This window comes from Synechocystis sp. FACHB-383 (genome assembly GCF_014698605.1).
In the GTDB taxonomy this organism is placed as follows: Bacteria; Cyanobacteriota; Cyanobacteriia; order Cyanobacteriales; family Microcystaceae; genus Synechocystis; species Synechocystis salina.
On sequence record NZ_JACJTJ010000013.1, the window covers coordinates 81,563 to 106,665 of the forward strand.

The window sequence follows — 25,103 nt, forward strand, 5'->3', positions numbered from 1 at the left end:
CCGAATTTTCCCCTAGGGATAATGAAATCATGGATTTTGGCCACTGCAATGGGCTTTTTAGTTCCTGCCTAACCGCTGAAAACCTGGAAAGATCGACACTAAATGTCCAGAGATTCCACCCAGCCAGTAAACTTGCCATAGGAACTTTTTCAATCTGTGTCAGGGAGGCGAGTGTGGACGATACTTACCAAGGCTATATTAATCGGGTGGCGCCCCAGACCTTGGCGATCGCCTACGAGCAACAATTGGTCAATGCCCAGGGTTCACCTAAGTTTGACCAAGGGCAACCGGTACCTTTTCCTGGCTTCAGTGTGGTAACGCCGATCGCCGCCGATGATCAAATCAATCAAAGCTTTTATGGCCATCTAACCACTGTGCAGAGCCAGGTGGGGGAAATTTTGGAGGAGAGTTTGGTGGCGGTGCCCCCGCCTAGTTTGCATCTCACAGTGGCGGATTTAATTTGGGACGGCCCCTACCAGGCCCTCCGTCGCCATAACCCAGATTTTGAAAAACAACTCTGTAGCTGTTTACAACATTCCTTTGCCGATCATCAACATCAGTCAGGGCAATACACCGGCTGTCATTGGCAGGTGCTGGGATTGTTAGTGTTGCCCCGTTCCCTGGGGGTGGTTTTGGTGCCCCAACGGGAGGCGGATTATGAACCGATGCTCAAAGTACGAAGGGCCATTTTCCAAAATCCCACCCTGATCGGTTTGGGTATTGAGCAGCAATACCGTTACACCGCCCACATCACCCTTGGTTACTTCGACCCGGCGATCGAGAAATTAGCAGACCCAATTGGGGTTAGTGAGCAGCTGGCCGCCGTTAATGACCGCTGGATTGGCCGTGACCCTCAAATTCTGGATATTCATAGCATTGAACTGCGTTATTTCAGTGATATGACCCAATTTACTCGCCATGATCACTATCCGGTGTTGAGGGCCAGCTAGGGGCTGGAAATGGACTTTTAGACCGCGGTCAATGCACAAATTTTCTCTGGTTAATATGGAGAGTGTATAGGGCCAATTTGTGGCTTATGGGGATGTTTTTCTTCGGATTTATCGCTTTCTATGGGTAATGGGAGAGAAGTTTTCTGTTAATTGATGGGAGTGTTTACCAAAATGTTCAAGTTACTTGTCCGTGGTTATGCTACACCTTTGGGCTTAACTGCTCTGTTTGGCCTATTTACCTCCTTGGCGATCGCCGTTCCAGTGGAAGCCCAGGGACAAAATAGTTTTGAAAATTACCGCCAGCAATGCCTCCGTCGGGTGGAACAGGCCGGTATCAAGGGGGCGGCGGCCCAGGAAATGTGTAATTGCACAATTAATAAGTTCAAGCAAAAGTATTCCCTAACGGAATTTACCAAGCTTGTGCAACAGTCCGAAACTAATAAGGCGATCGCCAGACAATTGGCGGAAGTAGGGGAAGAATGCTTGTACGAATAACGGGGAACCTAGGGGAAATTCCAATAATTCCCGCTTCACTCAGGTCAAAGGTTTAGCCAAAGCCAGGGCCACCTCTGCTAAACAACGGGTATCCGATACCATCCAGGCATGGACTAGCACGGGCAAAATAATTTCTCGGCCAATTTCTAAATGGGAACTGCTGGGGGGCAAAATCATCAGGTCAAAGGGAGTCCAAATCACCGTCACCTGGAGTCCCGCTAGTAACTCGCAACAATCTCGGTTTAAATCCCGCAAAAAATCACTCTGCCAGGCCATTTCCCTCACTCCTTGGTAGGGCAAACTATAGCCCAGGAGGGTGCCTTGGTTGGGGGCGGAAATAGTGATGTAGCGCCTGACTCGTTCTACGCCCCCGAGACGCTGTAAGTAATAACGGGTTACTAATCCCCCCATGCTAAAGCCAATTAAATCCACTGGTTGCTGGGGCGCAAATTTTTGATCGATATATTGCTGTACTTGGGTTGCTAGCACGGTAAGGGAAGCGCTGCCATCGTTGGGCTCTAAATCTAGGCAATGGACCGACCAACCTCCCTGGGTCAAAAAGTCCACCATCGTTGCGAACTTGGCCCTAGTGTCGTAGATACCATGGACTAAAACAACGGGATGACGGTCTGGGACTTCTGCTACCACTAGGTTCTACAAACTCAGAAAACGGTAGCTTTCGCTGAAGAAGCGTTTAATTACATTTTGACTAGTTCCCTGGGGCCGCCGTTTAATTTTCTTGCTCAGGCGCAAACGGGTGCCATCTTCATTCCAATGGACTTGGTCAAAAATTTGCATCAAAATGCCTAACCCCCGGCCATTCTCCGACTCATCGGGGGGAAACCAGGGGCTCACACAATTGGGGCAATCAAGCACTACCTGGGGGCAAGGACAGGGACGATCAAACCCCATGCCCTGGTCGGTGATGATCCAACAATAACCCCGGGCGGATTGGCGGTATTCCACTGTGATGGACTTGCTTGGGTTGAGGGCGTTGCCATGGGTGGCAGCATTGACTAAAGCCTCCTGTAACCCCAGCCTGACCTCGTTGTGCAGAGGCTTGGGCACAGAATTGAGCAATAAATCAAGGATGGGATAAAGATAGAGGGTTGAGGAAAAACTGATTTTTTGCCAATGGGATTGCCTGTGGGGAAAATTAATGTTTAGCAAACGCTCCACCTCACACTGGACTAGTAGCAATCTAACAGTACTGACTTTAACCATTATACTCGATCGCCTGGGTGGTCTGAATGTGCCTGCCGCTACCATAACCCCTAGAAAATCTTTGGTTAACCATTGACTGCTTGGAGAATCACTGCACACTCCACATGGGCCGTTTGGGGGAAAAAGTCGCAACCTTGAACCCAGGTAATTTCATAGGAGCCCTCAGCACAGAGGAGTTTCAAATCCCTTGCTAGGGTGGGGGGCTGACAACTGATATAGGCAATTTTCCCTGGGCGCTGTTGGACAATTTCCCTGAGCACTTCTGGGTTACACCCCTTACGGGGAGGGTCGAGGAGCAAAATATCTGGAATATCTGACAGGGTGGGTAAAACAGTTTCCACCGTGCCAGCTAAAAAGTCCACGTTGGTAATTTGGTTCATCTCAGCATTGCGTTGTCCTTGCTGCACCGAGTCTTGATTGACCTCAATGGCGATCGCCTGACGAACTTGGCGGGCTAGGGGGAGGGTGAAAGTGCCCACACCGGCATAGGCATCCACCAACAATTCTGTGCCTTGTAAATTTAATGCTTGCTGCAGCCGAGTTAACAATAGCTCCGCCGCCTCACTATTGACCTGAAAGAATGTATTCGCGCCCAGGCTAAAGCTTAAATCGGCAAACTTTTCTCGGCAGGTGCCCCGCCCCGCAATCACTATGGTTTCTTCGCCAAAAATGCGGTTGTTGGGTTCTGGCTGAATGTTTAAACAAATGCCGCCTAAATCGGGATAGCGCTCCAACCATTCCCCGGCTTGCTCTTCTAAATCCGGTAAACCTTTATGGGCGGAAATTAGGGTCAGCAACATTTCCCCGGTACGCTGGCCAATGCGTAGGCTTAAATGGCGTAGTTTGCCCTGTTTTTTCTCTTCGTCGTAGATGGACCAACCGCGATTTTCAATATCTTTCTTCACCTCCGTCAACAATAAATTCAGGCGATCGTCCTGGACGGGGCATTGGTTAATATTTACCAAACGATGGCTGCCTTTGCGGTAATAACCAGCTTGCACCTGGCCGGTTTTGGAGCGAGCCAGGGGATAGGTGGCTTTGTTGCGGTAACCCAAACTAGCGGGGGACTGTAACATGGGTTCCAGGGGTAAAGCGGTGAAACCACCAATGCGCTCCAGGGCATCAATAATCTGTTGCTGTTTACTTTCTACTTGGAATTGATAATCCAGATGTTGCCATTGGCAGCCGCCACATTTGTCCGCCACAATGCAAGACGGTCGGGTGCGCTGGGGGGAAGGCTCTAAAATTTTGAGCAGTTGGGCCAGGGCATAATTTTTCTTGACCCGCATCAGTCTGACTTCCAGGCGATCGCCGGGGGCAGTGTCGGGCACAAATACCACCCTGCCATCAAAGCGGCCAATACCTTCTCCCTGGTGATTGAGGCCGGTAATGGTCAATTCCACTACGGCCCCCTGTTGCCAAAGAGGACTAGTGGAGAAATTATTACTCTGGGTCATCGAAAATTGGTTCCAATACTTGCGCGGCCTTAATCACAGCCATTGTATCTTGCCATTACTTTCTTCCCCTACAATAAATTTTCGTACTGCGGTTGGGATTGTAGTTGTTTGAGTAAACCCTTAATGTCCTGGGTCTGGTCTTTGGGCACCACCAGGGTGACATTGCCTTCCCGCACAATCACCACATCTTTTAAACCGATGGTGGCAATTACCTGGTCCTCATCACTGGCGTAAACAATACAGCCCTGGCTATGCAAGTTGACATGGTTGCCCAAGTCCACATTGGCCTCGGCTTCGGGAAACAGTCGCTCCAACGCATTCCAATCCCCCAAATCGTCCCAACCAAAATTGGCCGGCAGAACCGAGGCTAATTGGGTTTTTTCCATCAAGACATAGTCAATACTTTTCTTTTCTAATGTTGGATAAGCAGCCGCCCCTTGGGCTTTTAACGCAGTAAGTAATTGAGGCGCATGGTCAGCTAATTCCCGCAGAACTACCCCGGCGCGGAAAATGAACATGCCACTATTCCAACTAAACTTACCGCTGTCCACAAAGGCCTGGGCTGTGGCTCGGTCGGGCTTTTCGGTAAAACGGTTCACTTGATACACCGGCAGGTTGCCCATTTCCCGTTGCAATACGCCTTGTTCAATATATCCATAACCAGTGGCCGGGCCATGGGGCTTAATACCGAGGGTGACAATGGCGTCCTCTTCCTGGGCATAGGCGATCGCCGCAGCCAAGGTTTGCTCATAGGCGGCTTGGTCTTTAATCCAGTGGTCAGCGGGGAAAAAACCAATGATGGCATCCTCCCCATAGCGTTGGGCAATTGCCAAGCTAGCCCAGGCCACAGCGGGGGCTGTGTCTTTTCCTTCCGGTTCCACTAGACAATTTTCCTTGGGCAATGAAGGCAATTGGGCCAAAACCCCCTCCGCAATGGGAGCCGCCGTAATTACCCATAAATTCTCCCAGCCCCCGGCCAAGGATAGTAATCGTTGGGCTGTGGCCTGTAGCAAACTGACCCCGGAACCATCCAGGGACAAAAATTGTTTAGGCCGTTGCTTACGGCTGAGGGGCCAAAACCTTTCTCCTTTGCCACCGGCAAGAATTACAGGAATGAAAACGGAGGATGATGGGGTCATAGGGAGCAAAATTAGCTAGCCGGGCATTTTCAACGCCTAGGATACAACGGCAGCAATCCCCTTAGGTTGCAACGGCTAAGATTCAGAGGGTTGGGGCGTTAGGTTACGGGCCGGGTCCCCCAGCAAAACCTTATCCATGGGGCCGGGATTCAAGTTCTCTGGCAATATCTGCCAATGCTCAGCGATTTGTTGCAACAGTCGGTCCTGCTCTACCCGCAAACGGTCAAAGTTGGGGCCATTATTGATAATGGCAAACCAAACAGTGCCCCGCTCCTGGGTGGGAATGATGCCGGCAAGGGCACTGACCGTATTTAATGTACCGGTTTTTACCGTTAATCCCTGGGGCATACTACGCCATTCCAATGTTCCCTGGCGATCGCGCCCCATAACAGGAAAAATATCGTCAATGCCTAGGCCGTGGGGTTGGAGCTGCTCTGCTAAAACTTGGTACATTTTTGTCACTGCCCTGGGGGAAAGCCGATTGTCCACTCCGAGGCCAGAGCCGTTTTGCAACTGAATTTCCGCCGCTGGAATTGCCCCCAAACGGGAGGTAGTTTGGGCCACGATCGCCGCTCCCCCCATGGCCTGGGCCAACATCTCAGCCATGTCGTTATTGCTGTAAATATTCATCTGTTTGAGCAGGGCCGCCAGGGGGAGGGATTGGTGCTCTAGTAATGGTTCTAGGTTGGGAGGTAAAACGGCCTGGGTCTGGATGGTGCCAGCAACTTTTACCTGGGGCCGGGGAGTATTCGAGGGAAGATCCCCAAAGGCTTTATTGACTATGGCCGACCATTGGCTTTCATCCACTGCCTGTTTGAATAAGGCTCCCGCTACGGCAGGGTCAGCTTCAAAGTTCATGGCGAAATTGCCCACCACTACCAAATCTCCAGTCACCTCTCGGATCCCTGCTCGGTTGAGGGCATTGCCAACGGCAATCGCCTCTTCCCAGACGAAGAGAGGATCATGGTCCCCGGCGATCAGTAAATTACCCTGTAAAACCCCAGCGGTAATGGGGCCATCGGCATAAAAACGGGTGGTAAAGCGATGATCCGGTGGCCATGTAGCTAAAGCGGCGACGCTGGTGGCAATTTTGGTTAGAGAAGCGGCGGGAAAAGCATTATTGGCTTGGTTATAGCCCAAATAGGCCCACTCCGACTGCAACCAAATACCCTGGCGCTGGCGGTCATAACCCAAGGATTCCAGGCGATCAAGGTAATTATCAACAATTTTGTCGATGGCGGGGTCCGCTTGGGTTGGTACGGCAAAAACCTTTGCTTCTTGCCAGGCCACTTCCTGCCCAACTAATGGTTCCCCAGGGTTGCCCCAACTGAGTAGGGCTAATACCGTCGCCCCCAGGATTTTCACCATAATTAATTTTCTCCTCCCACCAATTGTCCAACCTAGCCTTTGAAAACCATGGCTAGACCCTAAGCTTTGACCAAAACGTTGTTGCCGCTCACCTGGGTAGCGTAGGTAGGCAGATTCCTGGTGGCGGGCCCCTTGAGCACCTTACCCGTAGCAGCAAATTCCGCCCCGTGGCAAGGGCAAACAAATTTACCGTTAGCTTTCTTCCATTCCACCTGACAACCATTGTGGGTGCAGGTGGGATTGACCGCACTGATCTGGCCGCCACTACCATTGGGCACCACCGTCACCGGTCCCTTAGGAGTGTTCCCTTTTAATTCCCCCTTGGCCTTGAGATCCGCCATGGTACCGACATTGACCGTTTGTCCCTGGCCGTTACTGCTGTTACCGCCAAAGCAACCCGTGATGACGGCGATCGCCGTACTGAAAGCAGTGTAAGAAATTAGCTTGCGTCGCTTGACCATAGTGGCTAGAGAAAAAGAACTGCCATCAGTGTAGCCAAATTCTTGGTACTGTGGCAGCGACCATGGGTGAGCACAAAGCTAGGAAAATTAACGGACAGTTTCCAGGCTTTCAATTTTCTTGGTGAATAGTTCGGTGAAGATACTCATCACTGTGCGTTTTTCCCTGACTTTAATGTTGGCCGTCACGGACATCCCCGATTGGAGGGGAATCTCTCGCCCCTGGCTAACCAATTCCTGGCTATCCAGTTTAATTCTGACGGGGAAACGATAATATTGATAAGTTTGATCTGGGGGCAGAGCATCGGAACCGACAGACTCCACCACCCCATCGACCCCTCCAAATTCGCTGTAGGGGAAGGAGTCAATGCGCACGTCGGCGGGCATACCAGTACGAACGAAGCCAATGTCCTTGTTGGTGACGTCTACTTCGGCAATCAAACTATCGGCGGGGATAATTTTCAGCAGAGGTTCGGTTTGGTTGGGGGGGGTAACGTAACCAGGGGTTGCTTTGAGATCGAAAACTATCCCATCCACCGGGGAGGTAATTTCCTGATAGCCCAGGTTGACCTTGTTCCTTTCAATCTGCCCGTTTAACTCGGTGAGCCGTTTGTCGTTATCAACAATAATTTTGGTGATCTGGGTATTAATTTCCGCCAGCCGCTTATCATTATCCGCCAGGCGATCGTAAATATCCTTATCAGTGACGGCACTGGTGTTGGCTAGGCGGGCTTGGGCCTGGGAAATTAAGGACTGGAGGCGCAATTGCTCCGTTTCCAGCCGCTGAATTTCCGCTTGGCGGGACTCAATTTGTTGTTTTTGGCGGTCCACTTCCACCACGGTGTTAACCTTTTGCTCGATTAACTGTTGGGTTCTGTCGTTGAGGGACTGTTGTTGTTTTTCCACCTGTAACCGTGCCAGGGCTCCCTCTTCCAGCAAAGGAGTCATGCTGTCCACAATGCCCGCCTCAATGGCCAGGCTTTTCTCGGCTTCTGCGAGGGCCGCTTCGTTGCGCCCCAATAAACCAGCTAGGATTTTTTGGTCTTCCCGCAATTGGCTTCTTTCTGCCCTCAACTGCAAACCGGCTTGTTCCAACTGTTTCTGAATTTGGCGAATTTCTAACTCGGCGGCGGTCATGCGACTGCCCAGTTCAAAGCGGGCCATTTCCAGACGGGAAAGCTGTTCAGAAGTGAGTTTTCCTTCCCCACTGGCGGTTCTTAGCCCCAATTGTTGGCGATAAAGTTCATTCTCGTTAATCAATTCCGCCCGATTATTAGCTAGGGCCACAACTTCCCAGGGTAGGTTAAGTTGGGTGACGGCCCTCTGGAGGGCACTGCCTTCCAAGCCGTTTTGCAGGAGGGTACGGTAGAAAGCGTTTTCCTGGAGGATTTTGGCACGCACATTTTGGGCGGCGGTCAATTCTGCCTGGGTACTGCTGGAATCCATAATCACCAGCACTTCACCTTTTTTGACCTTGCGGTTATTTTCCACCAACACTTCTTTCACCACCCCGTTCAGTGGTGCATTGATATCTTTCACCTTATCAATAGGTTTTAATTGCCCCGTGGCGGGCACCACCTGTTCAATGGTGGCAATGGAAGCCCAGGTCACAGCCACAACAGTCACCCCCATAATGGCAATGGCAATGCCTCGGGCCCACATGGGGGACTGACGCATGACAATGGCCTGTTCCGGTTGGAATAGGGATGAGTTGGACGTAAGGGCGACGGGGGTTTTGGCGGCCTTCTCCTGTTCTTTCTCCTTGACGTCGGCCAAGGTGCCTGCATCCATGGTTTTGGGGCTGTGGCCGTTCCGTTGAGGGACGTTTTTTTGGATAGGGCTATTCATAGTTCTAGAGGCGATCGCCAAAGATGATGGACAAAGAAGTGATTAGGCGAGGAAATTATTTACGCTAATTGTATAGACAAAGTTTTAAAACCGATGGGGAAAGGCCGTCTGGCTAGTTAATAAAAATTCATACGGTTTAGGCCAGGGAATTAAACATCGTCACTGCCGGCTCCCTGCTGTTGGTAGAGGTAATAGTAACGTCCCTTGAGGGCCATTAATTCTTCATGGCTACCCTGTTCCACAACGGAACCTTGGTCCATCATAACGATTACATCGGCACTCCGGACGGAACTAAGGCGGTGGGTAATGAAGAAAACCGTGTGTTCCCTAAAAGCATCACCCAAGTTAATGCAAACCTGTTGTTCGGTGATGTAGTCCAGGGCGCTGGTGGCTTCGTCCAACACCAAAATACGAGGGCGTTGTAATACCGATCTGGCGATGGCAATCCGTTGTCTTTGTCCCCCGGACAGGGTAGCGCCTCGTTCCCCCACCCTGGTGTTATAGCCGTTGGGTAAGGTCATGATGAACTCGTGGGCAGAGGCCACTTTGGCAGCGGCAATAATTTGTTCTGTGCTGGCATCGGGGTTGGTGAGGGCAATATTCTCCTGCACCGTACCCTCAAAGAGCAAGGTTTCCTGGGGCACTACCCCCACCTGGCGACGGAGGGAATAGAGTTCTACTTTGCCAATATCAAGGCCATCCACCAAAATTCGCCCCCCTTCCGGTTCGTACAATCGGGAGAGCAGTTTGGTCAGGGTACTTTTGCCAGCACCACTCTGCCCCACTAGGGCCACAAAGGTGCCAGGGGCGAAGGAAAGATTGATATTACTCAATTGCAGGGGTCCCTGTTTTTTAAACCGGAAACTGACGTTTTCAAACTTCACTTCGCCGGCAATTTCTGGCATAGGGATGTTTTGGCGATCGCGCTCCGATTCTTGGGGCGTATCAACAATGTCCGCCAACCGTTCCAGGGACAGGGCGGTTTCCTGGAAGTTTTGCCACAGTTGGGTCAAACGCAGAATGGGGGAGGTCACGTAGCCGGCAATGATCCGAAAAGCAATTAATTGACCCAGGGTTAAATCCCCGTCCAGCACTAGGGATGCCCCCACCCAGAGCACCAATAAACCGGATAACTGGTTAAGAAAATGACTGGAGGAGCTGGCTAAGGTGGAGGTAATAACGGTGTTGAAGCCGGCCCCCACGTAACGGGAATATTTGTCCTGCCATTGCCAGCGGGAACGCAACTCAATGTTTTGAGCTTTAACGGTCTGAATACCGGACATCACCTCCACCAGATAGGACTGGGTTTGGGCATTTCTTTCTGCCTTGAGCCGCAATTGCCTCCGGATCAGGGGAGAAAATACCAGGGTCAAAACAACAAAAATAGGCACAATACCCAGGGCCACCGCCGTCAGCAGGGGACTATAGATAATCATGACGACGATATAGACCACAGAAAACACTGAGTCCAGCACCACCGTCAGGGCAGTGCCGGTTAAAAATTGGCGGATATTTTCCAGTTCGTTGACCCTGGTGGAAATTTCCCCCACGGGGCGGTTCTCAAAGTAACGCAGGGGTAAGCGCAATAGGTGGTCAATGATTTCCGACCCCAAACTCATATCAATGCGATTGGTGGTGTCTACAAACAAATAGGTTCGTAGGGTGCTCAAAAGCGCCTCAAAAATGGCGATCGACACTAACGCAATGCCCAACACCTGCAGAGTATCTTTGCTGTTTTGCACAATCACCTTGTCGATGATGATTTGGATCATCAAGGGATTGGCTAGACCAAATAATTGGACAAAAAAGGAGGCCACAAACACTAACAGGAGAATGTGGCGATATTTCACCAACGCCGGCCAAAACCAACTCAGACCAAACCTCTGTTGCGGGGTATCTTTGGAGGGGTGCATCATCAGCACCTCCCCTTGTCCCTCTTCTCCCCAAGTTTCAAGAAACTCGCTGGTGTTGCGTTTGACTAGGCCCAGCTCCGGCACGGCAATTTTCACTTCCCGATCGCCAACTTCGTACACTAAGGCGAGGCTATCCTGCCAACGGATCAGAAAAGGAACCTGCATTTGCCCAAAAACACCGGTGGGAATCCGCACCAACTGACTAGTCAAGCCCATCAATTCAATAATTGCCCCACAAATAGGTAATGAAAGGGCCTCACTGCGCTTAATTTCTTCGGTGACAATCCGTTGGATAATATCCCGGCGGAAAGGCATACCGAAATATTGACTAATCATCTGGAAGCAGGCTACCCCGGCATCGGTGGGATTCTGCCCCCGCACAATGGGATAGTTTTTGCGCCCAGATTTGACCACGGTGGGCTCTGGTAATGGCTCCCCCAACTGGTTAGGATCGGCATAGGGAATGTCATCCCAGGGGGAATCCTCCGGGGCCAGGGGGGTCACTGTCGCTAGGGGCACTTCTCCATGGCCGTTGCCACCACCATTGTGTTTCTGTCCAGAACCCCCAGGGTAAAACCGGGGCAAGGGAGGGATACCAATTAGACGTACGGGTGTTTGAGCCTTGAGCACAAGGGGAGAATCTGAGGCCGGCAGGGCACTACCCCGGGGACATTGTTCCAACTCCCCACTACTCACCAACCAGAGCTTCTCCGGATCGGGCAAGTTGCTGGGCAGATTATGGCTGCCTGGTTCCAACTGATGCACCTGGCTGTGGGGCAACATTTCTAGGGTCAGCTGGCGCAAATCCACATTGCCTTGGGCGGTGCGCTGCAGTTGTTCTCCCAATAAATCGAACAGTTCCACCCGACCGCACTGGTGGCGATAAACCCTGGCCAGTTCTGGATATTTATCCACCAAAGCCAAAAATTCGTCCCTGGTTAGGCTGGCACAAATAGTTTCCGTTGAGGCGATCGCCGTTTCACAGGGGACATTTCTAATGGCATTGTTATCGCCGATCACTGCCCCATTCTGGAGCAAAGCCATGGTGGCAGGGTAACCAGTGCCGGGGTCATAACCCAGCAACCTTGCTTGGCCACTGACTAAAAAATAGACATTATTGGCCAACTTTCCCCGGGCCAGGATTATCTGTCCCATGCGAAACCTTAACGGCCTCAATTTTGCCGCTATCTCGGCGATCGCCGGAGCAGGGAGTTGAGCAAAGGGTTCAATTTCCTGCAAAAAGGATTGATAATCGGCAATGGTCAGACTCATAGCAACAAATAAAAGGACGGAGAAATTTGGTTTGGCAAATAGCTGAGCGACAATTGGCGACGGCTTTAGATATATTGAAACATCTTCACCTTTCAACCAAGGCTTGGGCCGACGAAAAGCCAGGCAGTGCCCCTAGAGGCCTCCACTTCCCCCAGACATTACAACAGATCGGACTTTTTTCACCAGACCGAGTTCCTAGTTTACCCCCAAGAAAGTTTGGCAAAAACGCTGTCCTCCAACCGAAAAATTATTCCAAGTTAGGAAATTAGCCCCATTGATTGATCCTGTTCCCCTTCCAGGGGGCAATAAATATCGTACAATGAAGGGTCTGAAATTTTTTGTTCCTTGCCCAGCATGAAAGCCCAATCAGAACCTCGGTTTGATTACGTCAAAATTGCGATCGCCTCCCCCGAAAGGATCCGTCAGTGGGGAGAACGCACCCTACCGAACGGCACCGTAGTGGGGGAAGTGACCAAACCCGAAACCATTAACTACCGGACCTTAAAGCCGGAAATGGACGGTCTGTTCTGTGAAAAAATCTTTGGCCCTTCCAAAGATTGGGAATGCTGGTGTGGCAAATATAAACGGGTACGGCACCGGGGCATTGTCTGTGAACGCTGCGGCGTAGAAGTAACGGAATCCCGCGTCCGGCGTCACCGCATGGGCTATATCAAATTGGCCGCCCCCGTCACCCACGTTTGGTATCTCAAAGGCATTCCTAGCTACCTCAGCATCCTTTTGGACATGGCCCTGCGGGATGTGGAGCAGATCGTCTACTTTAACGCCTACGTGGTACTGGATCCTGGCAACGCCAGCAATTTGCAGTATAAACAACTGTTGACGGAAGACCAGTGGGTGGAAATCGAAGACCAAATTTATGCCGAAGACTCGGAACTAGAAGGCATCGAAGTGGGCATTGGTGCCGAAGCAGTGCAACGGCTATTGGCGGAATTGCAACTGGAGGAAGTGGCGGAAAAGCTACGGGAAGAAATTCTGGCCAGTAAAGGGCAAAAGCGGGCCAAGCTCATTAAACGTCTGCGGGTAATTGATAATTTCATCGCTACCCACTCCCAAGCGGAATGGATGACCCTGGATGTGATTCCTGTTATTCCACCGGATCTCCGCCCCATGGTGCAGTTAGATGGGGGACGGTTTGCCACCTCTGACCTAAACGATCTTTATCGGCGGGTAATCAACCGTAATAACCGTCTGGCCCGTTTGCAGGAAATCCTCGCCCCGGAAATTATTGTCCGTAACGAAAAACGGATGCTCCAGGAAGCGGTGGATGCCCTCATTGATAACGGCCGCCGGGGTCGCACGGTGGTAGGGGCCAACAATCGAGCCCTTAAATCCCTCTCCGACATCATTGAAGGTAAGCAGGGTCGTTTCCGTCAGAACCTCTTGGGTAAACGGGTCGACTACTCCGGTCGTTCCGTTATTGTGGTGGGGCCCAACCTCAAAATTTATCAATGTGGGCTGCCCCGGGAAATGGCGATCGAGCTCTTCCAGCCCTTTGTGATTCACCGTCTGATCAAACTGGGCATTGTCAACAATATCAAAGCAGCCAAGAAATTAATTCTCAAGGGAGACCCCCAAATCTGGAGCGTGCTGGAAGAAGTGATTACCGGCCACCCTGTCATGCTCAACCGGGCCCCCACCCTACACCGTTTGGGTATTCAGGCCTTTGAACCAATTTTGGTGGAGGGACGGGCAATCCAACTCCATCCCCTAGTGTGTCCCGCTTTTAACGCTGACTTCGACGGTGACCAAATGGCGGTACACGTGCCCCTGTCTCTGGAAGCCCAGTGTGAAGCCCGGCTATTAATGCTAGCCTGCCACAACGTTCTTTCCCCTGCCACCGGGAAGCCCATTGTGGCGCCCTCCCAGGATATGGTACTGGGCTGTTATTACCTCACAGCGGAAAATCCCAACGCCCAGAAGGGAGCAGGACGTTACTTTGCCGGTATTGAAGACGCTCTGCGGGCCTACGACCATGGCCAGGTGGACCTCCACGCGCAAATTTGGATTCGTCACCTGGATGAAGAGGTAGTGACGGAAAAACCAGATACGGAAGTTCTAAAAACCGAGGAATTGGGAGATGGCACGGTAATGAAATATTATCGGGAACGGAAGGTGCGGGAAGCAGCGGACGGGGAAATCATCACCCAGTACATTCAAACGACTCCAGGGCGAATCATCTATAACAAAACGATCGCCGAAGCGTTGGTCTTCTAAAGTTGGCCAAAATCATTAGTTAGTTTATCCAGCCGTTTAACTTTTCGGAGTTACGGCTGTTTTTTTTGGAACGGCAAGGCTCAAGGATTAATCCAACTCAAATTCATGTTGCCACTGTTGGTCTTGGGGCCGTTGGGGCTGGGCCGTTTTAGCTAAAACGAAATTTTCCAACACTAAGTAATCCATTTCCGTCCGCATAAAGCAACGGTAGGCATCCTCTGGGGTGCAAACAATGGGTTCTCCCCGCACATTGAAAGAAGTGTTGACCAGAACCCCACAGCCAGTTAACGCTTCAAATGCCTGCAGCAACTGATAATAACGGGGATTAATGTCCAGGTGGACGGTTTGAATACGGGCAGAATTATCCACGTGGGTAATGGCGGGGAGCTGGGAGCGGGGAATGTTTAACTTTTCGATGCCAAATAATTGCTCCTGTTCTGGGGTCAACGGCAAACGCAGTTCTTCCTGCACATCGGCCACAATCAACATGTAGGGACTGGGCTGGTCCAAGACAAAATAATCCCCTACTTTTTCCGCCAACACCGAGGGGGCAAAGGGTCGAAAAGATTCCCGGTATTTAATTTTCAAATTCATCACCGATTGCATGGTGGTATTGCGGGGATCCCCCAGGATCGACCGTCCCCCCAAAGCCCTGGGACCAAATTCCATGCGCCCTTGGAACCACCCCACCACATTGCCTCCGGCGAGGATATGGGCCACTTTGTCGAATAAATCCCCATCGGGATAGTAGTCGTATACGGCTTCCACGGCAAGGTCATTGAGATAGGCTTCAATGTCTTCGTTACTGAAACGGGGTCCTAGGTAGGAACCGGCCATGGCATCGGGCTGTTGCGCCGTCCTGTCGTTTTGCAAATATTGGTACCACACCGAAAGGGCAGAACCGATTGCCCCCCCTGCATCCCCGGCGGCGGGTTGAATCCAAATATTTTTAAATTTGCCTTCCCGCAGTAAACGACCATTGGCCACACAGTTGAGGGCGACCCCCCCAGCTAAACAAAGATTTTCTAAACCGAGTTCTTCGTACACCGTATTACCGAGGCGCAGCACCACTTCCTCCGTCACCACCTGAATGGAGGCGGCAATGTCCATTTCCCGCTGGGTTAAAGGACTCTCTGGCGATCGCCGGGACGCACCAAACAGGTCGGCAAACTTTTTATTGGTCATGGTTAGACCGGTGGCATAGTTGAAATAGGCCATGTTGAGACGAAAGGTTCCGTCTGCCTTGAGATCTAATAAGTTGTCTAAAATTAGGTCCACATATTTGGGTTCACCGTAGGGAGCCAAACCCATGAGCTTATACTCGCCGGAATTAACCTTAAAGCCCGTGTAGTAGGTAAAAGCAGAGTAAAGCAGACCGAGGGAATGGGGAAAGTGAATCTCCCAATGGGGTGTTAACTGGTTACCGTGGCCAGACCAAAGGGAAGTGGTGGCCCATTCCCCTACCCCATCCATACACAACACGGCGGCTTCGGTGAAAGGGCTGGGAAAAAAGGCAGAGGCGGCGTGGGATTGGTGATGCTCGTTAAACAGCAAGGGCGGCAGATCTTTAGTCTGGCAGTCGCCCAGTTCCGCCAGAGCTTTTTTCAACACAGTCTTGAGATAAAGTTTTTCCTGCAACCAAGCGGACATGGCCGCAATGAAAGACCGGAGTCCCCTAGGAGCAAAAGCCAAGTAAGTTTCCAATAACCGTTCAAAGGTTACCAAGGGTTTTTCGTAAAAAACAATGTAATCCACTTCCTGGAGGCTAATTCCTCCTTCGGCAAGGCAGTAGTTGATGCCCTGGGTAGGAAAAGCAGCATCGTGTTTTTTGCGGGTAAATCGTTCTTCCTGCACCGCCGCCACAATAACGCCATCTTTTACTAAAGCTGCCGCACTGTCGTGGTAGTAAGCAGAAATGCCAAGAATGTGAGTCACGTTAAACTATCCTGACCAAAGGGAACACTAATGTCACTGTCAATTCGTTGCCTCGTATAATAACTTGGGTTGGGAACTAGACCGATCGCCAATTCGTTTATCTTTGATCAGGAGTCAGGACCATAGGCCATGCTGAAAAATTTCTACTCGCTGTTGGGCACCCTAGTGGGGATGGGGTTAGTTCTTTCCCCGGCGATCGTTGTCCAAGCACAAACGGATCCGTTCCCCGCCAATGCCACCTTTTTCACCGGCACTCCCCCCAGTTTGGCCGATGTGGATGCCAGCTTCAACGGCGTTAATATTCCCAACAGCAGGTATTTCTTTAGTATTAGTCTACCTGCAGGGGAAATTGAGCCCCTCGGCAAAGTGGTACTGCATCAACAACCCAATCCTTCTCCCATTAGCCTGGATTTAAGCCAAACGGAAGTATTTTTGGGCATGCCCTCCCAGCGGGGCAACGACTTGTCAAGTTCTGCCGTTTCCACCAGTGGCGACTCCCAAACCATTGTGGTGCAATTTGATCCTCCCATTGCCCCCGGCAATACCGTCACTATCGCTTTGCTGGCGGAGCAAAACCCACAGGTGGAGGGGGTTTATCAATTTCGGGTGCAAGCTTTTCCCCCAGGGCCGGCCCCCGTTGGTTTGGATTTAGGGGTGGGGCGGTTACAATTTTACGAAAATCGCTAGCCCAATGATCACCGCCGCCAATCTAATCCGAATCATTTTTCCCTTCTATGACCCTGAAGTACTGCGATGGTCGGGGGAAGCCCGTTTGATGCGGACTTTGTTTTTCGCCTGGATGGCGATCGGGGTGGTGGTGCTATTCTCTGCTTCCTATGCGGAAAGTCTGGATAACAGTGGCACGGGTCTGAGCATTATCCTCAAGCAAATTGCCTACCTCTGGCTGGGGCTAAATATTTTTAATTTTCTGGTGCGTCTGCCTCTACAGGTCTGTCTCAAGCTAGTGCCCTGGTTTCTAGTTGTAGTTTTACTGTTGATTTTTCTAACTAAAAGCGGCTTAGGGGTGGAAGTGAATGGGGCCCGTCGCTGGATTAGTTTAGGGCCAATCTTGATCCAACCGTCGGAGTTTATGAAGCCCTGTTTAGTGCTCCAGGCGGCTAATTTGTTTGGTAATTGGCATCGTTTTCCCTGGCGAACTCGACTCATCTGGTTGGGCATTTTCGGGCTGACCCTGGGCAGTATTTTGCTCCAGCCCAACTTGAGCACCACCGCTCTTTGTGGCATGGGGTTATGGCTGATTGCCCTGGCCTCCGGTCTTCCCTGGGGTTATCTAATTTCCACTGCTCTATTGGGGATAACTACCGCTGTCACCAGTATCTCCATTCGGGATTATCAACGGGCTCGGGTGACTTCTTTTCTGGACCCCTTTGCCGATCCAAGGGGCGATGGCTATCAACTGGTACAAAGTTTATACGCGATCGCCTCTGGGGGGATTTTAGGTCGAGGATTTGGCATGTCCCAGCAAAAATTATTTTATTTGCCCATACAAACCACAGATTTCATTTTTGCGGTCTTTGCGGAGGAATTTGGGCTGGTGGGTTGCGTTGCTTTTCTGCTTTTTCTCGGCTTATTTGCCACCATGGGACTGCGGGTAGCCATGCGTTGTCGCCATCGGGTCAAGCGGTTAATTGGACTAGGGGTGGTAATTTTTCTAGTGGGCCAGTCTTTGCTCAATATTGGCGTGGCCAGCGGCGCTCTACCCACCACCGGTTTGCCTCTGCCATTTTTTAGCTATGGTGGTAGCTCCTGTCTATCAAGCTTGGTGCTGGCGGGGTTGCTGGTACGGGTGGCCAGGGAAAGTAATGAAGCGGAAGTGATTCCCCTGACAACCAAAACTGCCCCGGCGGTTTAGGTTTAATTTTCGATTTTTATTCAAACTGCTATGGCGGATAAAACCATTGGGGTGGTGGCGGCGGGCCATGCCCAAACAGCGGAAGCGGGCAAACGCATGCTGGAAGAGGGGGGCAATGCCTTCGATGCGGCGATCGCCTCGGTGTTGGCGGCCTGTGTGGTGGAATCGGGTTTAACTTCCCTGGGGGGAGGGGGTTTTTTGTTGGCCCAGACCGCGGCTAAGAAAAGTTACCTGTTCGACTTCTTTTGCCAAACACCCCTAGTCAATCCGGGGGAAAAAGCAGTGGACTTCTACCCCGTAGCCCTCAACTTTGGGGGAGCTTGGCAAACTTTCCACATTGGCAAAGGGGCGATTGCCGTGCCGGGGATGGTGACGGGGCTGTTTACGGTACACAGGAAACTGGGGCGCTTACCTTTCAAGGCCTTGATTGAACCAGCGGTGCAATATGCTCGCCAAGGGTTTACCCTCAACCGTTTCAATGATTTTACCAATCATCTGTTGGAGCCGATTCTGACCCAACAGGAGGAAGGCAGACAATTTTACGCCCCCCAAGGAAAAATTCTCCGTCAAGGGGCAAAGGCCTATCTGCCCCAGTTTGCGAACGTGTTGGAACAATTGGCCCGCTACGGCCCGGATTGGTTTTACCGGGGAGAATTAACCGAGTGGGTGTTGGCATCTTTGGGGGAGGCCAGTGCCTTAACTGCCAAGGACTGGGCTGACTATCAAGTGGCAATTCGTCCCCCCCTGCGGACCCAATATCGCCAACGGCAATTGTTAACAAATCCTCCCCCCAGTGCTGGGGGCATTCTGATTGCCTTTGCCTTGCAGTTGCTCGAAAAGTACGACCTAAGCCAATATCCGTTGGGTAGTGCGGCACAAATCCAACTTTTTAGCCAGGTAATGGCCCTGAGCAACAGGGCTCGCCGGCAATACCTGGATGGCAATCTCCACTGTCAGGACATTGAGGCCAAATTTCTCGACGGCGATCGCCTAGTTTACAAATTGGAGCAATCGAACTTCTCAAACAGATTGGGTAGCACCACCCACATTAGTGTTTTGGACGGGGAAGGCAATGCCGCCAGTTTAACCAGTTCCAATGGGGAGGGCTCGGGGCATTTTATTCCCGGCACAGGCATTATGCTGAACAATATGTTGGGGGAAGAAGACCTCAATCCCCAGGGATTTTACCAATGGCAACCGGGGCAACGTTTATCATCGATGATGGCCCCCACTATGCTTTTGGATCAGGAACAACCCCAGTTAGTTTTGGGGTCAGGGGGATCAAATCGCATTCGCAGTGCCATTTTGCAGGTGGTCTGCCATCACCTGGATTACCAATTACCGTTAACTGAAGCGGTGGGGCAGGGACGTATCCATTGGGAGGCCCACAAATTGGATTTGGAGCCAACCCCTGTGGCTGACATTCTGGCCCAACTGCAATTTGACGACGGTACCGAGAGTACCCTCTGGACAGAACAAAATATGTTTTTTGGGGGAGTCCATGGGGTTGCCATCACCAGCGCTGGGACCCTGGAAGGGGTTGGAGATCCCCGGCGATCGGGGGCCGTAGCCTACAGTGTCGAATAACATTGGTTACAATTCTTAGGGCAATGCGGTAAGTTATTTAGCGAACAGCGTTTCCCCTTTTTGCGATTACGGCTGAGTTGTCTGGTCACATTCCCAATGAAATCAATCCATCCGCTCAAATTTTGGTCTTCTTCCACTCTGTTGTTGCTACTCAGCACCAGCGTCGGTGTCTTTTTGCCCGGCTTCAGTGGCGGCCAGGGGACGATCGTCGTGGCCCAAAGTCCTACTATTACTCCCGCTGAGACCCCCCTCCCATCTGTGGAAACAGGAACGGAGAGTAGCGCCAATGGGTTCGCTTTGCCTGAGTTGCCCCCCGCCATGCCCGATGAGCGTTTGAATCCTTCTGGTAATCCCCTCATGTTTCCCACCAAACCCGACGAGGTGGATACCACGGTACGGCAGGCCATTACCTTGGACGAAGCTATTGCTTTGGCCCTTAGGAACAATGAACAGCTACAGGAGGCCAAGCTATCCCTGGAGCAACAAGAGGCTGGTTTAATGGCTGCCCGGGCGGCCCTCTACCCCAATTTAGATACAGATTTCACCTTTAGTCGGGATAGTAGTGCGGCGGCCGAAGCCAACAATGCCCTCATTGCCAACCAGGATCAAACCACCACCATCACCCCAGAATTACGCCCGGAAACCAGCACCAATGCGGTGGGTAATATTAACTTGACCTACAGTATCTATGCCGGTGGGGAAAGGAGTGCCCAAATTGCTAAGGCGGAGCAGTTGGTGCAAAACAGTCGCCTTCAAGTGGAAGTGGTGGCGGAACAAACCCGCTTTGAAGCTACGGATCGTTACTATGCTCTCCAAGGGGCCGATGCTCAGGTGGCGATCGCCCAGGCTTCCGTGGAGGATGCTTCCCAGAGTTTACGGGATGCCCGCCTTCTGGAACAGGCTGGTTTAGGGACTCGTTTTGATGTGTTACGGGCGGAAGGGGATTTGGCCACTGCTAATGAGGCTTTAACCAGATCGATCGCCGATCAACGCAATGCCCGCCGCCGCCTGGCCCAACTACTGAGTGTGGGGCAACGGGTGGAATTAACCGCTGCTGATGAAATTGTGGAAGCGGGGGATTGGAACTTACCCCTCGATGAAAGCATTGTGCAAGCTTACAAAAATCGAGCTGAATTAGAACAGCAATTAGTGCAAATTGAGGTGAGTGAACAGGACCGGTACATTGCTCTGGCGGCCATGAAACCCAGGGTGGATTTTCTGGCTAATTACACCTACCAAAACAATTTCGATAGCAGTGCCGGGTTAGTGGATGGTTATTCCTTTGCCGCCCGGGTACGCTGGAACTTTTTTGACGGTGGAAGAGCACTGGCTGAAGCCCGCCGGGCCGATCGCCAAATGGACATTGCCAAAACCACCTTTGCTGAACAGAGAAATCAAATTCGCTTGGAGGTAGAGGAATCCTACTACACCCTAATCTCCAATAAAGAAAATATTGGCAGTACCCGCACCAACGTCATTCGTTTTGAAGAAGCTCTCCGTTTAGCCCGATTGCGTTTCCAGGCTGGGGTGGGGACCCAAACCGATGTTATTAATGCCCAACGGGATTTGGCCAACGCCCGGGGACGGTTCTTGCAGGCAATTATTGGCTATAACCAGTCCTTGAACCAACTCCAGCGTTCCATTAGTAATTTGCCCAACAACCATCTCTTTGATATTCAACCCTAGAGGGTATCGGGCATCTACGAAATCTCAATTTGCCTCCTAATTCTGCACAGCCAAACTCCCCAATGGTGGCAGATTTTTCCCATGTGACAGTCCAGGGGCATCATCTAAACCGGCCCTTTTTCCCAACCTAATTTTCCCTATGGCCACCGACTTTGCTGAGCTAACACTGCAACAAGCGTTTGTTTTTGGCGTACCGGTACATCTGTGCGATGACTATGGCCATTGGCTGGAAAATTGCCTTGCCTTTGGTCAAGGGGCCCACGTGGTTACCCTCAACTCGGAAATGGTGATGCTGGCCGAAAAAGAAGCGGCGGTGCAGCAAGTTATCCAGCGGGCGGAACTGGTTATTCCCGACGGGGCTGGGGTAACCATTTATTTGAAACTGGAAGGCATCGAGCAAAACCGTTGCCCTGGCATTGAACTGGCGGAAGCGATGGTGCGTCACATTGGCCGGAGTAAGAGGAATCAGGCGATCGCCTTTTATGGAGGGGCACCGGGCATTGCTGAGCTAGCGGCCCAACGTTGGCAAGGGGAATATCCAGGGTTGAAAATTTTGGCAAACCATGGCTTTTTAACTGAAGCGGAGCAGAAAGCTTGGCAACAAACCCTGGCCCAGGAGCAGCCCTGTCTAATTTTGGTCGGTTTGGGAGTTCCTCGGCAGGAGTATTGGATTCGGGACCACCGCCACCTTTGTCCCCAGGGTATTTGGATTGGGGTAGGGGGAAGTTTTGATGTGTGGTCTGGTACTAAGGAAAGGGCACCGGAATTTTTCTGTCGCTATAACCTGGAGTGGTTTTATCGGCTCTACCAAGAACCCTGGCGCTGGCGGCGGATGTTGGCCCTGCCTAAATTTTTCTTCCGCACCCTCATCCATCGGTGATGTTTTAACCATAAATTTTGCTCCGGGGACGAAAAGGGGGAGAAATTGTGGATAAAGGTTACGCCTGGGGGAAATTGGGTTACATTTATTAGGTATCGCCGTCTAGATTGGTGTTGACTGGCAGGCGATCGCCCACACCTCCGGTTACGCTGACGAAATATTAAATTTTATTAACTTTTGCGGCTTATTTTCCAGTCCGTTGGTCATTTTGGTTGAGGAGTGTTCTGTGATGATTAACCGATCGATGAAATCTTGTTTATTAGCGGCCCTGGGGGGATTGCTACTGGGGGGAATGGCCGCTCCGGCGATCGCCAACCCCGTTAGTATTGTCCCTGGTATGGCGGCCCCAGCCCCGGACAAAGAAACGGCCCAAGCCAACTATGACCAGAGTTACCAAGCCTATACAGAGCTTTTGGGGCAGGTCACCAGCATTAACCAGTTTCGGGACGTGTCCCCCAACAATTGGGCCTACGAAGCACTGCGGAATTTAGTCGATAACTACGGTTGTATTGTTGGTTACCCTGATAGAACTTTCCGTGGCGATCGGGCTTTGACCCGCAACGAGTTTGCCGCCGGTTTGAGCGCTTGCCTAACTCAGTTGGAGGCCAGGATGTTGGCCTCCCGGCAACAGTTGGGGCAGTTTATGGAAGAAAAAGAAACATCCATCGCTGCTGGGGACACCCTGGAGAATGTTTTCACCCGAGCTTCCTACAATGCCACAGGGCGTTTTTACGACCTCACCAGTATTTCTGGACAAGCTAACAAAATTTTCGGTTGGCGCAGTTGGCCCGGCTCCTACTTTGACAACATGATTGCTGAAGACGCGGCAGTGGTGGAAGCTGTTTACCAAGATGCGTTGGAGCAACAAACCAGGGGCACCGTGATCCATACCAGGGATTTACCAGACCCCTTTAACCAGTCCCTGTTGGAAGATTGGTCTCAATACACCCGCTTTGGGAATCCTCCCCTGCCCCCCACCGCCCCCGGCTTTTAAGGCATTAACGCTCGTTTTTCTCTGAATCTATGTTTCTAACTGCTCTGCGGTCTTTTCTTGTCATCCTGGCCATAGCCTGTCTCTCCTTGGCGATCGCCATGCCCGCTTGGGCCTTGACTGAAGTACCCCTGACGGAAATTGACTACAAACCCTGTCCGGCAGACCTAGCGGAAGGCAATGTGGGCAGTGGTTCGAGCAATCCGGCCAACTGCTTTTTAGTAACCGGCATTGCCAATAATCGGACGGGGAAAACAGTGTATGATGCCGACGTTTTTGGCCGTATCTACGATGCCAACCACGAACCGGCCATGCAAAATCGCACCCGCTTGGGTAACATTGCCGAAATTCCCCCAGGAAAAAGCAACTTTGAGGTGCGTATCAACGTGCCCGCTCAACAACCCCTACCTTTGCAGTTAGAACAGTTCAAAGCCTCGGGTTTTTCCGCTAAAATCCGTGGCCAGGCACTGTAAACTTTGTTGACTGGCCTCCGGTCAGATCTCAGCGGAGTTTTGGTTGAGACTGAGTTAACACTTTGTTGCTTGTTATTGACAGTGTTGGCCAGGACATTACCATAGACTGATAGATTTTTTCCACCTCCCACCCTTACTCCTTAATAATTTTGTTTTATCATCGCCAGCGGTTACCGCAACCCCCATGTTTAGCCGTCTCACTAGCTTATTTAGCCGTAAATCCTCCGGGGTAGGGCTAGAAATTACCCCCGAAAGGGTTAATGTTGCCCAACTTACTTCCCAGGGTCAGAATTATAAACTGAGGAAATTTGGCCACGCTTCCATTCCGGAGGGAATTTTTGAGGAGGGGAAGATCGTTGATTCTCCGGCCCTGGCGGAAATTATTCAGGAACTGCTGGGCGAGCATAGCATTAACACCAAGCAGGTGGCGACGGCGGTGCCCATGCGGGAGGCCATTATTCGTATGCTGCCGGTGCCGGCGGAGTTGGACGAAAATGAATTGCGCGACATGGTGCTGAACCACGAAGCGGCCCTGTATTTGCCCTATCCCAGGGAAGAAGTGGATTTGGATTACCAAAAACTAGGCTTGTTCGAGGATGAAGACGGCATTGAAAAGGTGCAGGTGTTGTTGGTGGCCACCCGTCGGGAGGTAACCGATTCCTATCTAGATACTTTTCAGCAGGCGGGGCTCCAGGTAGATGTGCTGGAAATCAATAGTTTTGCCCTGATTAGAACCATTCGGGAACAGTTGCGGCAGTTTGGTTCCCGGGAAGCGGCGGTGCTGGTGGATATTGAGTTCGACAGCACGGAAATTGCCATCATTGTGGATGGAGTGCCCCAATTTTCCCGCACAGTTCCCATTGGCACCTACCAGATGCAGAATGCCCTTTCCCGGGCGATGAATTTGCCGCCTTCCCGCAACCCAGAAATTTTGCAGGGTATGACCATTCCCGTCACCCAGTTCGACACCATGAGCACCCAAGGCACAGCGGTTAATCCCGGTATGAACGCCCTAATGCGGGTCATGGGGGAACTAACCGACGAGCTGCGGCGGTCCATCAACTTCTACCTCAACCAGAGTGAGGAATTGGAACTGGTGCAGTTGCTCTTGGCCGGTCCCGGTGGGGGTTTGATCCAATTGGATGAGTATTTCACCCAACGCTTAAGTATTCCCACTGTCAAGGTAGACCCCTTTGAAGCCCTGGCGATCGACACTGATCAGAACTTTTCTGACGTAGAACGTCCCAGTCTGGCCACGGTTTTGGGATTGGGTATCCGAGAAGCCTAGCTCCTTAGACTTGTTCGCCTTGCCCATACTT

General features: G+C 51.5%; 20 protein-coding genes. 11 read left to right on the plus strand and 9 right to left on the minus strand.

Features of this window, described 5'->3' with window-relative positions:
* Positions 1-173: 173 nt before the first annotated feature.
* Complete coding sequence (locus H6G45_RS02625) at positions 174-950, plus strand: DUF1868 domain-containing protein (protein WP_347338236.1); 777 nt, start codon at positions 174-176, stop codon at positions 948-950.
* Positions 951-1,121: 171 nt separating this feature from the next.
* The gene (locus H6G45_RS02630) at positions 1,122-1,445 is read left to right on the plus strand and encodes a hypothetical protein (RefSeq protein ID WP_190596327.1); all 324 of its coding nucleotides are present in this window, start codon (positions 1,122-1,124) and stop codon (positions 1,443-1,445) included.
* A 39-nt stretch (positions 1,446-1,484) separates the two neighbouring features.
* On the opposite strand, the gene H6G45_RS02635 is transcribed toward H6G45_RS02630, so the two are convergent.
* The 8 genes from H6G45_RS02635 to H6G45_RS02670 all read right to left on the minus strand — a co-directional run bounded on the left by H6G45_RS02635 (position 1,485) and on the right by H6G45_RS02670 (position 12,124).
* A complete protein-coding gene (locus H6G45_RS02635; protein WP_190596329.1) occupies positions 1,485-2,093 on the minus strand; it encodes an alpha/beta fold hydrolase in 609 nt (202 codons plus the stop codon).
* Between the two features lie 6 nt (positions 2,094-2,099).
* Entirely contained in the window at positions 2,100-2,615 is a 516-nt protein-coding gene (locus tag H6G45_RS02640) for an anti-sigma regulatory factor (protein WP_190596437.1), read from the minus strand.
* Positions 2,616-2,734: 119 nt separating this feature from the next.
* Positions 2,735-4,126, minus strand: a complete 1,392-nt coding sequence (gene rlmD / locus H6G45_RS02645; RefSeq protein WP_190596331.1) for a 23S rRNA (uracil(1939)-C(5))-methyltransferase RlmD — start codon at positions 4,124-4,126, stop codon at positions 2,735-2,737.
* Positions 4,127-4,194: 68 nt separating this feature from the next.
* Complete coding sequence (locus H6G45_RS02650) at positions 4,195-5,265, minus strand: mannose-1-phosphate guanylyltransferase (protein ID WP_190596333.1); 1,071 nt, start codon at positions 5,263-5,265, stop codon at positions 4,195-4,197.
* 75 nt (positions 5,266-5,340) lie between these two features.
* Positions 5,341-6,633 carry a D-alanyl-D-alanine carboxypeptidase/D-alanyl-D-alanine-endopeptidase gene (locus tag H6G45_RS02655; protein ID WP_190596335.1) on the minus strand — a complete coding sequence of 431 codons (1,293 nt, stop codon included), beginning with the start codon at positions 6,631-6,633 and terminating at the stop codon, positions 5,341-5,343.
* A 59-nt stretch (positions 6,634-6,692) separates the two neighbouring features.
* Positions 6,693-7,094 carry a ubiquinol-cytochrome c reductase iron-sulfur subunit gene (locus H6G45_RS02660; protein WP_190596337.1) on the minus strand — a complete coding sequence of 134 codons (402 nt, stop codon included), beginning with the start codon at positions 7,092-7,094 and terminating at the stop codon, positions 6,693-6,695.
* A gap of 87 nt (positions 7,095-7,181) precedes the next feature.
* The gene (locus tag H6G45_RS02665; protein WP_190596340.1) at positions 7,182-8,939 is read right to left on the minus strand and encodes an HlyD family efflux transporter periplasmic adaptor subunit; all 1,758 of its coding nucleotides are present in this window, start codon (positions 8,937-8,939) and stop codon (positions 7,182-7,184) included.
* Positions 8,940-9,088: 149 nt separating this feature from the next.
* Positions 9,089-12,124 (minus strand): peptidase domain-containing ABC transporter, encoded by a 3,036-nt coding sequence (locus H6G45_RS02670; protein ID WP_190596342.1) that lies wholly within the window; start codon positions 12,122-12,124, stop codon positions 9,089-9,091.
* Positions 12,125-12,478: 354 nt separating this feature from the next.
* Between H6G45_RS02670 and rpoC1 the strand changes: the two genes are divergently transcribed.
* Complete coding sequence (gene rpoC1 / locus H6G45_RS02675) at positions 12,479-14,359, plus strand: DNA-directed RNA polymerase subunit gamma (RefSeq protein ID WP_190596344.1); 1,881 nt, start codon at positions 12,479-12,481, stop codon at positions 14,357-14,359.
* 87 nt (positions 14,360-14,446) lie between these two features.
* Here rpoC1 and H6G45_RS02680 read toward each other — a convergent pair whose 3' ends face one another.
* The gene (locus H6G45_RS02680) at positions 14,447-16,294 is read right to left on the minus strand and encodes a carbamoyltransferase (RefSeq protein ID WP_190596346.1); all 1,848 of its coding nucleotides are present in this window, start codon (positions 16,292-16,294) and stop codon (positions 14,447-14,449) included.
* A 129-nt stretch (positions 16,295-16,423) separates the two neighbouring features.
* Here H6G45_RS02680 and H6G45_RS02685 point away from each other — a divergent pair, with 129 nt between their 5' ends.
* From H6G45_RS02685 to H6G45_RS02720, 8 genes are all read left to right on the plus strand, one after another.
* A complete protein-coding gene (locus H6G45_RS02685; RefSeq protein WP_190596348.1) occupies positions 16,424-16,981 on the plus strand; it encodes a DUF2808 domain-containing protein in 558 nt (185 codons plus the stop codon).
* Between the two features lie 4 nt (positions 16,982-16,985).
* Positions 16,986-18,167 carry an FtsW/RodA/SpoVE family cell cycle protein gene (locus tag H6G45_RS02690; protein ID WP_190596350.1) on the plus strand — a complete coding sequence of 394 codons (1,182 nt, stop codon included), beginning with the start codon at positions 16,986-16,988 and terminating at the stop codon, positions 18,165-18,167.
* 30 nt (positions 18,168-18,197) lie between these two features.
* Positions 18,198-19,754, plus strand: a complete 1,557-nt coding sequence (ggt, locus tag H6G45_RS02695) for a gamma-glutamyltransferase (RefSeq protein ID WP_190596352.1) — start codon at positions 18,198-18,200, stop codon at positions 19,752-19,754.
* 96 nt (positions 19,755-19,850) lie between these two features.
* On the plus strand, positions 19,851-21,440 hold the full coding sequence (locus tag H6G45_RS02700; protein ID WP_190596354.1) for a TolC family protein: 1,590 nt from the start codon (positions 19,851-19,853) through the stop codon (positions 21,438-21,440).
* Between the two features lie 139 nt (positions 21,441-21,579).
* Positions 21,580-22,320, plus strand: a complete 741-nt coding sequence (locus H6G45_RS02705) for a WecB/TagA/CpsF family glycosyltransferase (RefSeq protein ID WP_190596356.1) — start codon at positions 21,580-21,582, stop codon at positions 22,318-22,320.
* 229 nt (positions 22,321-22,549) lie between these two features.
* Positions 22,550-23,314 carry an iron uptake porin gene (locus H6G45_RS02710; RefSeq protein ID WP_190596358.1) on the plus strand — a complete coding sequence of 255 codons (765 nt, stop codon included), beginning with the start codon at positions 22,550-22,552 and terminating at the stop codon, positions 23,312-23,314.
* Between the two features lie 29 nt (positions 23,315-23,343).
* Positions 23,344-23,784, plus strand: coding sequence for a hypothetical protein (locus H6G45_RS02715; protein WP_190596359.1), 441 nt, complete (start codon positions 23,344-23,346; stop codon positions 23,782-23,784).
* 184 nt (positions 23,785-23,968) lie between these two features.
* Positions 23,969-25,072, plus strand: a complete 1,104-nt coding sequence (locus tag H6G45_RS02720) for a type IV pilus biogenesis protein PilM (RefSeq protein ID WP_190596361.1) — start codon at positions 23,969-23,971, stop codon at positions 25,070-25,072.
* Positions 25,073-25,103: the final 31 nt, after the last annotated feature.

Coding starts and splice junctions, on each gene's coding strand:
- H6G45_RS02630 (WP_190596327.1), top strand. CDS start 1,122: ATGTTCAAGTTACTTGTCCGTGGTTATGCTACACCTTTGGGCTTAACT.
- rlmD (WP_190596331.1), bottom strand. CDS start 4,126: ATGACCCAGAGTAATAATTTCTCCACTAGTCCTCTTTGGCAACAGGGG.
- H6G45_RS02650 (WP_190596333.1), bottom strand. CDS start 5,265: ATGACCCCATCATCCTCCGTTTTCATTCCTGTAATTCTTGCCGGTGGC.
- H6G45_RS02655 (WP_190596335.1), bottom strand. CDS start 6,633: ATGGTGAAAATCCTGGGGGCGACGGTATTAGCCCTACTCAGTTGGGGC.
- H6G45_RS02660 (WP_190596337.1), bottom strand. CDS start 7,094: ATGGTCAAGCGACGCAAGCTAATTTCTTACACTGCTTTCAGTACGGCG.
- H6G45_RS02665 (WP_190596340.1), bottom strand. CDS start 8,939: ATGAATAGCCCTATCCAAAAAAACGTCCCTCAACGGAACGGCCACAGC.
- H6G45_RS02670 (WP_190596342.1), bottom strand. CDS start 12,124: ATGAGTCTGACCATTGCCGATTATCAATCCTTTTTGCAGGAAATTGAA.
- rpoC1 (WP_190596344.1), top strand. CDS start 12,479: ATGAAAGCCCAATCAGAACCTCGGTTTGATTACGTCAAAATTGCGATC.
- H6G45_RS02685 (WP_190596348.1), top strand. CDS start 16,424: ATGCTGAAAAATTTCTACTCGCTGTTGGGCACCCTAGTGGGGATGGGG.
- H6G45_RS02690 (WP_190596350.1), top strand. CDS start 16,986: ATGATCACCGCCGCCAATCTAATCCGAATCATTTTTCCCTTCTATGAC.
- ggt (WP_190596352.1), top strand. CDS start 18,198: ATGGCGGATAAAACCATTGGGGTGGTGGCGGCGGGCCATGCCCAAACA.
- H6G45_RS02700 (WP_190596354.1), top strand. CDS start 19,851: ATGAAATCAATCCATCCGCTCAAATTTTGGTCTTCTTCCACTCTGTTG.
- H6G45_RS02705 (WP_190596356.1), top strand. CDS start 21,580: ATGGCCACCGACTTTGCTGAGCTAACACTGCAACAAGCGTTTGTTTTT.
- H6G45_RS02710 (WP_190596358.1), top strand. CDS start 22,550: ATGATTAACCGATCGATGAAATCTTGTTTATTAGCGGCCCTGGGGGGA.
- H6G45_RS02715 (WP_190596359.1), top strand. CDS start 23,344: ATGTTTCTAACTGCTCTGCGGTCTTTTCTTGTCATCCTGGCCATAGCC.
- H6G45_RS02720 (WP_190596361.1), top strand. CDS start 23,969: ATGTTTAGCCGTCTCACTAGCTTATTTAGCCGTAAATCCTCCGGGGTA.